This is a genomic window from Vibrio sp. R15-SG3-ISO1B, from assembly GCF_059833835.1.
In genome coordinates this window covers 21,532-33,646 of the sequence record NZ_JCBDGG010000014.1, presented here as the reverse complement: position 1 = coordinate 33,646, position 12,115 = coordinate 21,532, and the positions used below count along the sequence as shown (strand labels likewise).

Sequence of the window (12,115 nt, the reverse complement as noted above, 5' to 3'; positions counted from 1 at the left end):
GGCGTTGACATCATCACCAACAGATGAGGTTTGCCTTTCATCTTGTTGCTCCCAACCCAAAGTTTGGTGTAACGGAGGTTGTTCTACTCCAAAGACGCACAACACGATAATAAAGGTTAGATATGAGAGCAGATGAGCGTCCATCGGAGCAAGCAACGAGGTATCACCTGACTCATTGATGATATTGAGCAAGACCAAAAAAGCAAACAGTGAGGGAATGACGTAAATCCAAATCAAACTGATCGTCGACCCTTGCTGGGAGAAATAAGTGGATAAATTTCTATTATGTTTGCGAAGTATGCGAATGGTCCAAGCCGAATAGATCATAAAGATGATCAGATTGCATTGACCAAAAAACGCCAAAATCCCCTCGATAACATTCGGTGTTGAGCTGATGAAGTTCAGTTTATCCAACAAGCTGGAACTTGACCCAGGTAGAACAACGGCGTCTGGCTGATAGAGCGTGAATAGTGCGTAGAAGAGTAGGAAAGGGATCATGTGAAATGCGTACTTGTACGATGGCCAATACTCTTTGCTGATTAGCTGTTGTGTATAGATGAGCATGATTGGGCCATGCAATAAGTTTAATGCTGGATTAAGCCACGGAGCCATTAAGTGTGGACCGTGATCGTTTATCAAATCCAGCATGTGGCTAGTAAATGGAGCGAGTAAGACAAATAACCAGATCGTAATAATCACATATCCACGATGGAATTGAGGTTGCCTCAGCATCGTGAGGACGGTAAATGCCGAGAGAGTCAGTGCAATGACCCCGAGGTTCCATGTCATATTGAATTCTATCACTCTCACTTTTCCTCGTTGACAACAAAGGTTTTTGTTTCGACAAGCTGTCCGTTATTTCTTCGTGCATATCATATTGGAAAAATATAAAAAGTTCTAAAAATAGCGTCCAAACTTATGTTTTGGGACGATCGAGTTTGGGCTTGAGGGAATACTGTGGCTTATCAACTCAATACTAATTAGGTGATTTAGATGTTAAAGGTTCTTAGTAAAGCAGTGCTTGTAGGATTGATGACGGCGACAGCATTCCCGCTTCTCGCCCAAGACGATTTCCCCAAGTTACCAGATACAGGGCAAACGGGTCATTTTGATACTAACGGAAAACCATTGGCTGCTTCGAGTGACAGTTTGTATTTAGGCCAAGATGCGTCTTATGAAGGCGTGCCCTTGCGATATCAAGACAATGGTGATGGTACGGTGACCGATTTGAATACCGGGCTAATGTGGCAACAAGATCACGACACAACGAGAAGAAACCTAGCTGACTCAGCAGCGGTCGTGGAATCAATGACCCTCGGCGGCTATGATGATTGGCGCCTTCCTACCATAAAAGAACTTTATGCTCTCGCCAACTTCGATGGTGAATTAATGAAGCCCGAGAGTGGTGCAGTTAGCCAACCTTATATGGATACCGAATACTTCGATTTTGAATACGATAAGCGTTTGCCTTTTGCCGGTGCATTTTGGTCTAGCACCGTGTATAACAAAGGAGCAGTACAAAATTTCACCACTCATGGAGGGCTGCAGGGTAGCTTCGGCTTCAATTTTGCCGATGGACATATCAAATCCTATGAAACAGGGTTGTTTTTTGATGGGTCAGAAATTCAGGACTCCGATAATATGTTTGTACCAGGTAACTACGTACGCGCAGTTCGTGGCACAACGACTCTCTATGAAATGGATTACGTTGATAATCAAGATGGTACCGTTACAGATCGCTCGACTGGCTTGATGTGGGCGAAAAGTGACAGTGGCGAAAGGATGAACTGGGTTGACGCACTGGAGTACGCCGAAAACGCCACTTTGGCAGGGTATAGTGATTGGCGTTTACCTAACGCAAAAGAGCTTCAATCTCTGGTTGACTACGAAAAGAAAGATCTACCCGCGATCAACACGACTTATTTTGATGTGACACCAACTCAGTTTGAGTCAAGCAATGATTCGTACTATTTTTGGACGAATACCACTCAAGGTGACTTTAAACACACGGCGGTCTACGTTTCTTTTGCGCAGGCATGGAGTAAGAAAAATTCTGATTCTACTCAATACTACGATTGGCATGGCGCCGGCGCACAACGTAGTGATCCCAAAAGCGGTATACCTGCCGACTATGAGCTTGCTTCTGAGATGGCCACGGATTACATCTCAATTGATAATTGGGTTCGCTTGGTGAGAGACGTGCATTAAGTTAATGTTGACGCCTAACTAAGAATTGAGGGCTGGGATCATCTTGCGTGAATGAAACAGATTGGACACGCTCTACAGCATTTTGATTTCAGTCCTTGCCCCCTAGACTCACAGACACGCCATTTCCTCGCTGGCTCTCCCACGAGTTCAGCAAGTATTTTCTCTGTTCACTATCACAAATGTATATCTGCCTTTTCTAAAATAAAGGCTGATATATCAGCATGATCAATTATTAACTAAAGCATCATCACGGTAATTGTTGACTATACTTTCGTTTAGATATCGTTCTCAAAGGCGAAGTGTTTGTGACCAAATCCATTCTGATTGTTGATGATCAGCCCATTATCCGCACCATGTTAGCGTCCACGCTTAATGCGTTGGGGCGCTTTGATATTCATGAGGCAGGGAATGGGGCGCAAGCGTATGACGTAGTGGCTGGGGCGCATATCGATCTTATCTTTTGTGACATTAACATGCCCGATTCGGATGGACTCTATTTACTGCAAAAGTTGAGTAATGAACGATTTCGCGGCGATATCGTCATCATCAGTGGTGAAGACGATGCGTTGATTCGCTCTACGCGCACGCTCACCGAAAGCTACCATCTGCGTATTTTAGGCGTATCTTCCAAGCCCATCACGGCTGCGATGATTCGCCACTACCTGCATCGTAAACCGGGCTGTGATGTGCACGATCAACCGCTCGAGAGTGAGCCGTTAACGCCGCAAGCGTTGGCAATGCATCTCGATAACAAACATGTAAAAGCGTATTTTCAGCCACAATACTCATTAGACACCATGCAGTTGATGGGCTTTGAAGCCTTGGCGCGAATCGAACCCGATGAGAAGACACTGATTCTGCCCGGCCGCTTTATTTCAACTGCGGAAAACAGCTGTTTGATGATGCGACTCACCTTGCAAGTGATCAACGCCGCCATGCACGCTTTTTCGCAGTTAGGCCGCGCGTATGACCATCTCACCTTATCACTCAATGTCTCTAGCCAAGTGCTCGAAGATGAGCACTTTCCGCAGTGGTTGTCTGACAAAGCGGCAGAGTTTCGCATCAGCAATCACCGCATCGTGTGCGAACTGACCGAAACCTTGATTTCAAACGATCCACAAAGCGTGCATGTGTCGTTACTTCGCTTGCGGATGCTCAATTTTGGCGTCTCGATTGATGATTTTGGTACCGGCTATGCAACCCTCACCCAGCTTCACTCTCTACCCTTTAACGAGCTCAAAATTGACAGGAGCTTTGTGTTTGATGTGCTGGAGAATGAAAAATCACTGGCCGTATGTCAGCGCTGCATTGGTCTTGCGCAAGACTTTGGCCTTAAAGTCGTGGCTGAGGGGATTGAGGACAATAAAACGCTGCAAGCGATACAGCGTTTGGGCTGCGATATCGGTCAAGGGTTTGGTTTAGCTCGCCCTGAACCTAGTGAGCAGGCAGTGGCGAGAGTCAATCGTGGCCAAGTGGGATTATGGACTGAGCACCGCAAACAATAACTCTAATAGCCTAAGGACAGAAAATGAAACTTTCAAAGCAATTGCCAATAGGACTGATGATTGTTGGACTTTTCATGATGTCCGCGACCTATCTAATGCTGAGTAAAAGTGATGGGCTGCTCAAGCAATACACTTCTAACGGCTTAGAGCGAGAAGCCAAATATCTGACCTATTTGATTGAACAAAACTTAATGGAGCGCTATCACGACGCGTCGATTTTTCCTTTAGTGCTGGGTGAGTTGGAAAACGAAGCGGAGCTCAAATACGACGTCACAGATCCGGAATTTTTGGCCTCGCTTAATCGCCTTATCAAGAACTATTCAGTCTATCGGCGCATCGGTATCATGGATCTCAATGGAGAAATGATTGCAGAAAACAGCCGCAACCATTTAGGAAAAACGATTTTCAGTAACAATATTTCCAAATCAGAGGTGGTCGAATCCGACTGGTTTAAAGCGATTTCTAGCGCCGAGCACGCCGTCGGGGATGTGTTTTTCTTCGGTCCAACCAAGCGCATTATCGATACCAATGAGCAGCAGTTTGATCTCCTGATAGGCTCAAAAATCTACGACACCCAAGGCACCCTGATTGGCTATTGGCTCAATATCTTGGATTTTACTATTGTTGAGCAGCGCTTTGAGAAAGCCTATCAACTTCTGGCGCAGAAAGGCTTACCTTATGCCGAGCTCACCCTACTGGATGAACAAGGCAACGTGATTGTTGATTACGATCCATTTGTCCAACAAACCACCACCTATGAGCGCGACTTCTCTGTCGTGGGGCAGATCAATTTGGTCAATGAGGGGGTTGAAGGGGCAAAACGAGCGATTGCTGGTTTGACGGGAACAGTAATCTCGACCCATGCGCGTAAAGGTATTGAACAGTTTACTGCTTTCGCTCATTTCAGTACTGAAACTGACCTTCCTATTCCTAATTGGTCGACCTTGATCCGGGTCGACAAAAATATCGCCTACAACGAATACGCTGAGCTGATGAAACTGGGCAAGTGGATATTCTTTGTCGCGTTGATGTTGATCATCTCACTTTGGTATCTCTCCTCGCGCATATTGACGCGCCCTTTGCAAAAGGTGACTCAAGCCATACTGGAAATCGCCAATGGTAACTTGGAGCCAGAGATTGAAAAGCGCCAAGGAAAAGATGAAGTCAGCTCGATCAACAACGCGTTACTGGAACTGAAAGAAAAACTGTATGAGCGGGATGGATTGCTCAGTGAAGTGAGCGAGAAGCAGCAGCTAGTCGAGCTTCAACGCACGGCGATGAACGCGATGGCTTCTGGCATCATGATTGCCGATGCCAGACAAACCTCGATGCCGATCATCTTTGTCAACCAGGCGATTGAATTTCTCACTGGTTACCGAGCAGACGAACTGATCGATCAACATTATCAAGTGCTCTGGGGAGCGGAAACAGAACGTTTGTCTAAGCAGCGCGTAATGGAAGCCATCGAGCACGGCAAAAGCTGTACCTGCGTGATGATCAATTACCGGAAAAATCTCACCACCTTCATTAATAACCTCAGTGTTGATCCCGTCTTTGATGATGAAGGCAAGGTGACCCACTTTATTCTGGTGCATAACGACATTACGGAAATTAAGAAAGATGACGAGATCGCAAGGCTTGAGCTTGAAAGACGCATCGAAGAGAGTACCAGAGAGTCACGCGAAGCCGCCAAGCGTTTAAGAACCGTGTTTGATACCGCCATCGATGGCTCGATAGTCATGAATGACAAAGGGATCATTATTGACGTAAACCACTCGTTGGAGTTGATGTTTGGTCGCAAGCAGCACGAAATGATAGGTCAACCTATCGCAGTGCTCCTACCGCAAACCACCCTGAAAGACAACGAAGCGCGCCAATGCTATTTTGACCAAGAGATCCGCCAATTTATCGGTCAACTGCGAACCGTCAAGGCGCAACACAAAAGCGGGGCCATCATCATTGTTGAAATCTCAGTGGGCGAAGCGAGATTGGAAAACGAGAGCTTGTTTGTCGCTGCAATACGCGATATCACCGAGCAGCAAGCGATCAAAGATGAGCAATTAAGCCTGCAAAAACAGCTAAAAGAACGAGAGACCATTTATCGTACCGCTTTCGACCAAGCCGCCGTCGGGATTGCTCGTGTTGCGCTGGATGGAAAAATGTTGGAAGTCAACCAGCGCATCTGTGCCAGTTTAGGGTACTCCGAACAGGAGTTGCTTGAACTGAATGTGGTAGACATTACCTATCATGAAGATCTCTCTTTAAGCAAAGGCTATTTAAAGGACTTGCTAGAAGGCAACTCAGACTTTTATACCCTAGATAAGCGCTATATCCGCAAAGATAGAAGCGTTTTCTGGGCAAATCTCAACATCTCTTTGGTGAGAGATGACGAAGGGCAGCCCAAATATTATATCTCCATTATTGAAGACATCACGGAACGCAAGACCTTTGAACAGGAGCTGCGTGACGCACGCGATCAACGCGAAGAGTTGATTCGCGGAATCAACATCGCGTCAGAAGCGGGTGGGATTTGTAACTGGGCGTACAACATTGAGACGGATGAATTGCGTTGGGATCCGAGTACCTATGATCTTTATGGCGTCGAAGAGGGGCTCCCACTCACCTACGTTGACTGGCGTGACCGCGTGTTGGAAGAGGACATTGATGCGATAGAGAAAGAGATTCAAGACGCGATGCAGTTTGATTTGGCGATCGAGTCGGAATTTCGTTTTCGTCGCAAAGGACAGCGCGATGTACGCTGGGCGAAGGTGGCGGCGGCTATCGTGTATGATGACGACAACAAACCGGTCAAGATGTTTGGTATCAACATCGACATTACCGAGCAGAAACGCATCCTAACCGAGTTAGAAAAAGAGACGCTCGCTGCCCAGCGGGCTAACGAGGCGAAGTCGGCATTTCTTGCGACCATGAGCCATGAAATACGCACCCCGATGAACGGCGTGATCGGCATGATTGAACTGCTGAGACAAACCCCACTCAACGCCGACCAAAAACGCATGGCGACCACGGTACGCGACTCTTCATTTGCCCTGCTTGATATCATCAACGACATACTCGATTTCTCTAAAATTGAGTCAGGCCAAATCGACATTGAGTGGACGCCCAATTCGCTGCTTGAAATCATGGAAAAAACCGCTGCAAATCTTTGGGTCAACGCGTCGGACAAAAACGTCGATCTGGTGTTGGAGCCCGATTTGTCTATCCCACAAAGCATCGCCATTGACTCCCTACGCATCCGACAAATTATCCTTAACCTAACGGGCAACGCGATCAAGTTTTCCCACTACGAGGACAAACGAGGATTAGTGAAGTTGGTGAGCCGCTTTGACCACACTCAATCGTTGCTACACATCGAGGTGCGTGACAACGGCATCGGCATCAGTGAAACCCAATTGCAATCGCTCTTTACTCCCTTCCAGCAAGCGGACACCTCGACCACTCGTAAATATGGCGGGACAGGGCTTGGCCTGAGCATCACCAAATCTTTTGTTGAGTTAATGGGAGGTGAAGTGGCGGTGCGCAGTGAAGTAGGGGTCGGCAGCACGTTCTCGCTCACGATTCCCATTCCCGAGGTGATTGACCGTACGCCAGAATTTAGCAACGTGATGTTGACGAATCAGCCGATTGTGATTGGCTTAAGTAAAGCGCCGTTCCAAGACGGCTGTAAACACTGCTTAACCCAATTGGGTGTAACGGACATGACGGTGTTATCGAGCCCACAAGAGTGGCAACCCGTCACTCGTCGTGAGGGCGACAAAAAGCCTGTCTTGATCTGCGATCCGTTCTTTGACGCAAAAATTAACAGCGATGGCGCGCTGCGTTTAATGATCGAAGAAGACCCAATCAAACCCAAAGGTTATGCAAACCCATACCTATTCGTGATTGCAGGCCATCCGCTTAAACCGAGTGAGTTGATTCATGGCATTGGCGTGCTTTGCGGTCTGGTGAGTCCGGATTTTCAATGGCCAGAAGAGAGTTTAGAAAGCGCGCATGGCGCGAGTGCGTCGATGCTCACCCAACTTGCCACCGAAGGGGTACGTGTGCTGGTGGCTGAAGATAACAAAACCAACCAGATGGTGATTGGCCGTCAGTTGGACAATCTCGGGATCGCCCATGATATCGCCAATGATGGGGTCGAAGGTCTAGAGATGTGGGAAAGCGGTGCTTACGACTTAATTTTAACCGATTGCCATATGCCCAATATGGATGGCTACGAGCTCACGGCTCAGATCAGGCAGCGTGAAGCACAGCGATCTCAAGCACGGATCCCCATTATCGCGATCACCGCTAACGCCTTAGTGGGAGAAGCGGACACCTGCCTCAAAGCGGGCATGAGCGACTACATCTCCAAACCGGTCGAAATTGGTTTATTGAAGAGCAAACTGGCGCATTGGCTGAAACAGATCAGTGCCGCGCAAGCCAGCGCTCCTGATACGCAGGAAGGCGAAACGGAAGAGGGGATGGAAAAGGGTCTGAGACTAGAGACCTTAGTTGAGGTGATTGGGACCGATGACAAAGCGATCATCAGTGAGATCCTCACCATGTATTGGGAAAGTATTCAAACGGAAGTGGCCGATCTTGAGTCGGCCATCTCTGCTTTGAACTATAATAAGATCAAAAGCTTGGCGCACGCCGCGAAAGGCTCTTCGGCTTCAAGTGGCGCGGCTTATGTGAGTGAACTGTTTAAACAGATAGAGCTGAACAATCAAGACGTTGATTTAGCAGCGCACAACATCGAGCAGATTAAGACGGAGCTGACGCAGATAGAGCAGCAATTGAACACCTTGGGCATTCTTTAGTTTCACTGATTTAAGGGCCGAGAAAAGATATGGATAAATCGATTACCGTTGTGGTGTTTTATGAGTCACATGAAATTCGTGACTTAATGGAGGAGGTTCTGCGTGGTCGGGCGAGTGAACTGGTCTTTTCCAATTTAAAAGAGGATCAAAAAGAGTTTATTGAGTTTGCGCGTGGTCAGCACACTGCCTTCATGTTCATCTACGCCTTTGAAGACCCTAAGTTTGCGATTGATTTGTACCAGTTGCTTGATTCACACAGTGCGCTGTCGAACATCATGAAATACCCTCATTTGTCGGTGTTGTTTTGTAATCGAGAGTACCGTGAGCAAGCCTACCAAGAGTGCATGTCGAAGCGCTTTTTTCTCTACGACACGATCAATCCTGTTTATGACATGAACAAGGTGCGTTTGCTGTTGGATCTCACCTCTGAGGCGCTGATGCAGCAGATCAAAGTCAGCGAATTGGAGCAAGAGATAGAGGATTCGCGCCGAGATATGTTCGACGTGTCGCTGCAACTCGATGGTATCGAAGGATCGATCAATGATGAGAAAGGCATTCAGGGTGGTCTTTTGGATGATTTGGCAAGGGATCTCAATGAATTAGGTGAGCGCCATGAAAGCCTAGAAGGCGATGAGACCAGCGGGCGTATGAAGCAGGGCTTAGATGAATTTAAGAACCATAATGAGGTCTACTTCAGTGATCTCGGCGCTCAGGTAAGAAGTGCTAAGCCGAAAACCAAAGAAACAGAGCCTTTGGTGATTGTCGCCGATGATCAGAAAATGATGCTTAAAATCATCACCACGATTTTGCAACCGAAAGGATTTCGGGTGGAAACGGCCTCGAATGGCGCTGAAGCGATTATGAAAGCCAAAGTGTTCCCACCCAGTGCTGTACTACTCGATATTGATATGCCTGTGATGAACGGTGTTGAGACATTAAAAGCGTTTAAAAAGCTCGAGCCACTTAAACATGTGCCCATCATTATGCTGACCAGCAATACCGATAAACACAGCTTTGTCGAGTGCCTCAAATTGGGCGCGGTGGATTACATCGTCAAACCGACTAATGCGGAAACCTTGCTCAAAAAGCTGTTGGCGGTGGTATAGCGCCTGAGCCCAACACAGCACATTTTTGCCACAAGCCGAGTTTAGTGTTGTGCACTTTGTTTAGTGGGCTAATTAACAATATTTCGAGCACATAATTTTTATCTTGTGCTGCTCATGTGTGTAAACCTTACTCGTTGTTCTCCCCTCACTGTTAAGTCGCGCACTTGACGCTGGTGTCACGCCATATCTATAACTTTCAGTTATTTGAAGGCGTTTATTGTCGCCAAAATGTAGCAATTCTGTGTCGTTTTTACGGATTTCTTCTCACCCGTTTTCGCCTCTCAATCAGGATTGATTCTTTACGTTAATGAAAAATCATTTGAGTTCGAACTAATTTTCAGGCATTTTATATTTAACTGAACGTTCAATAAAAAATAAATGGAGCCGTTTGATGCCGAAAGTTGGGATGCCACAAATTCGAAAACCGCAGTTGGTGCAGGCCACCATGACGGTGATCGATCGCGTAGGATTACACGCGGCCAGTATCTCTCTGATCAGCAAAGAAGCGGGTGTGTCGACGGGCATCATCAACCACTATTTCGGCGGTAAACATGGCCTGTTAGAGGAGACGATGCGTGAGATTTTGCGTCAGCTCTCAACCACCATCACCGAGAAACTCAAGGTGTTGCCAAAAGACGCCCACGTTGAACGCATCAACGCCATCATTGATGGCAACTTTGTCGGTTATCAAGCAGAGAATAAGGTGGCCAAAACCTGGTTGGCTTTCTGGTCATACTCAATGCACGACGCTCAGCTCAAACGTCTTCAGCAAGTCAATGAGAAGCGCTTGCTCTCTCATCTGAAGATCGAACTCAAGGCGCTGTTCTCTGCCGAACAGGTGGAGGTGGTCGCGCACGGTATCGCTGCGTTGATCGATGGGATTTGGATTCGCGGGACGCTCAACCCGCAAGGCATAGACGCCGATATGGCGCGCCAAATCATCAACGATTATCTCGATAAACAACTCACGTTTTACTCACAAAAATAATTTAAGTCAGACTTTACATGGATATGAAATCACTATTTATCGACGGTAAAGCCCACCAGGCCACGTCTGGTGAAACATTTACCACCTACAACCCGGCAACGGGTGAACCTTTGGCGACCATAGGTCAAGCCAGCGAAGCCGATCTCGTGCTTGCGATTGAATCGGCGAAGAAAGGCTTTGCTGTTTGGTCAGCGATGAGTGCCATTGAGCGCAGCCGCATTTTGCTCAAAGCGGTGGCGCTGCTGCGTGAGCGCAATGATGAACTCGCCGCACTCGAAGTGTCGGATACGGGTAAACCTTTGCAAGAAGCGTTGGAAGTGGACATCGTCACCGGCGCAGACGTGATCGAATACTTTGCCGGGCTTGCTCCTGCGCTTCAAGGTGAGCAGCAGCCGCTGAGTGAATCACAGTTCTTCTACACACGTCGCGAGCCGCTGGGCATTTGCGCAGGGATTGGCGCGTGGAACTACCCGATTCAGATCGCTATGTGGAAATCCGCACCCGCACTCGCCGCAGGGAATGCGATGATTTTCAAACCGTCGGAAGAGACACCACTGACCGCGCTGAAACTGGCTGAGATATTCACTGAAGCAGGGCTGCCTGATGGTGTCTTTAACGTCTTGCAAGGGGACCATCGCGTTGGTCAAATGCTGACCGCACATCCTGATATCGCCAAGGTGTCGTTTACTGGTGAGTCGGGTACGGGCAAGAAAGTGATGGCAGACAGTGCGCGCACGCTCAAGCACGTCACCATGGAACTTGGTGGTAAGTCACCGCTGATCATTTTTGATGATGCCAAGCTAGACGATGCGGTGTCGGCAGCGATGGTGGCGAACTTTTATACCCAAGGCGAAGTGTGTACCCACGGCACTCGTGTGTTTGTGCATGAGTCATTATACCCCTCATTTATAGAACAACTTAAAGCGCGAACCGAGAAACTGGTGGTTGGCGATCCTATGGATAAGGCGACCCAGATTGGCGCGCTTATTTCTAAAGAGCATCAACAAAAAGTGCTCGCAGCGATTGAAAGCGCCAAGCAGAGCGGCGCGACCTTATTGACTGGCGGTGAAGCGGTGAAAGATGGCGCGCTAGCAAGCGGCAATTTTGTTCAGCCAACAGTGTTTACTGATTGCGATGACGATATGCCTCATGTGCAGCAGGAAATCTTCGGCCCTGTCATGTCCGTGCTCACCTTTAGCGATGAAGACGAGGTGATCGCACGGGCGAACAATACCGACTACGGCTTGGCAGCGGGTGTCTTTACTCAAAACCTGTCTCGAGCGCATCGAGTGATTCATCAGATGCAAGCAGGTATTTGCTGGGTCAACACTTGGGGCGATTCCCCGGCAGAAATGCCAGTGGGCGGCTACAAGCATTCTGGTCTTGGTCGTGAAAATGGCCCAGAAACCCTGCGCCACTATACCCAAACCAAGAGTATTTTGGTGGAACTTGGCGGCTACGAAAGCCCATACGCGTAACGGGAGGCAG

7 protein-coding genes are annotated in these 12,115 nt (G+C 47.9%); 6 read left to right on the top strand and 1 reads right to left on the bottom strand.

Going from position 1 to position 12,115, the window contains the following annotated elements; all coding sequences use genetic code 11:
* Positions 1–789 (bottom strand): hypothetical protein (locus AC6R0S_RS04735; RefSeq protein ID WP_500637345.1); only part of this gene is annotated, 789 nt, incomplete at its 3' end.
* A gap of 204 nt (positions 790–993) precedes the next feature.
* On the opposite strand from AC6R0S_RS04735, the gene AC6R0S_RS04730 reads away from it, so the two are divergent.
* The 6 genes from AC6R0S_RS04730 (at position 994) to betB (ending at position 12,105) form a co-directional block, all read left to right on the top strand.
* Positions 994–2,208, top strand: a complete 1,215-nt coding sequence (locus AC6R0S_RS04730; RefSeq protein ID WP_500637344.1) for an Lcl C-terminal domain-containing protein — start codon at positions 994–996, stop codon at positions 2,206–2,208.
* 305 nt (positions 2,209–2,513) lie between these two features.
* Complete coding sequence (locus AC6R0S_RS04725) at positions 2,514–3,713, top strand: EAL domain-containing response regulator (protein ID WP_500637343.1); 1,200 nt, start codon at positions 2,514–2,516, stop codon at positions 3,711–3,713.
* Between the two features lie 23 nt (positions 3,714–3,736).
* The gene (locus AC6R0S_RS04720) at positions 3,737–8,533 is read left to right on the top strand and encodes a PAS domain S-box protein (protein ID WP_500637342.1); all 4,797 of its coding nucleotides are present in this window, start codon (positions 3,737–3,739) and stop codon (positions 8,531–8,533) included.
* A 29-nt stretch (positions 8,534–8,562) separates the two neighbouring features.
* Positions 8,563–9,639 carry a response regulator gene (locus AC6R0S_RS04715; protein ID WP_500637341.1) on the top strand — a complete coding sequence of 359 codons (1,077 nt, stop codon included), beginning with the start codon at positions 8,563–8,565 and terminating at the stop codon, positions 9,637–9,639.
* Positions 9,640–10,030: 391 nt separating this feature from the next.
* On the top strand, positions 10,031–10,627 hold the full coding sequence (gene betI, locus AC6R0S_RS04710; RefSeq protein WP_487903301.1) for a transcriptional regulator BetI: 597 nt from the start codon (positions 10,031–10,033) through the stop codon (positions 10,625–10,627).
* Positions 10,628–10,644: 17 nt separating this feature from the next.
* Complete coding sequence (gene betB, locus AC6R0S_RS04705; RefSeq protein WP_500637340.1) at positions 10,645–12,105, top strand: betaine-aldehyde dehydrogenase; 1,461 nt, start codon at positions 10,645–10,647, stop codon at positions 12,103–12,105.
* The last annotated feature ends 10 nt before the right edge of the window (positions 12,106–12,115 follow it).

What these genes read in the sequence shown, in the direction of transcription:
- AC6R0S_RS04730 (WP_500637344.1), top strand. Translation starts at nt 994, where the DNA reads ATGTTAAAGGTTCTTAGTAAAGCAGTGCTTGTAGGATTGATGACGGCG.
- AC6R0S_RS04720 (WP_500637342.1), top strand. Translation starts at nt 3,737, where the DNA reads ATGAAACTTTCAAAGCAATTGCCAATAGGACTGATGATTGTTGGACTT.
- AC6R0S_RS04715 (WP_500637341.1), top strand. Translation starts at nt 8,563, where the DNA reads ATGGATAAATCGATTACCGTTGTGGTGTTTTATGAGTCACATGAAATT.
- betI (WP_487903301.1), top strand. Translation starts at nt 10,031, where the DNA reads ATGCCGAAAGTTGGGATGCCACAAATTCGAAAACCGCAGTTGGTGCAG.
- betB (WP_500637340.1), top strand. Translation starts at nt 10,645, where the DNA reads ATGGATATGAAATCACTATTTATCGACGGTAAAGCCCACCAGGCCACG.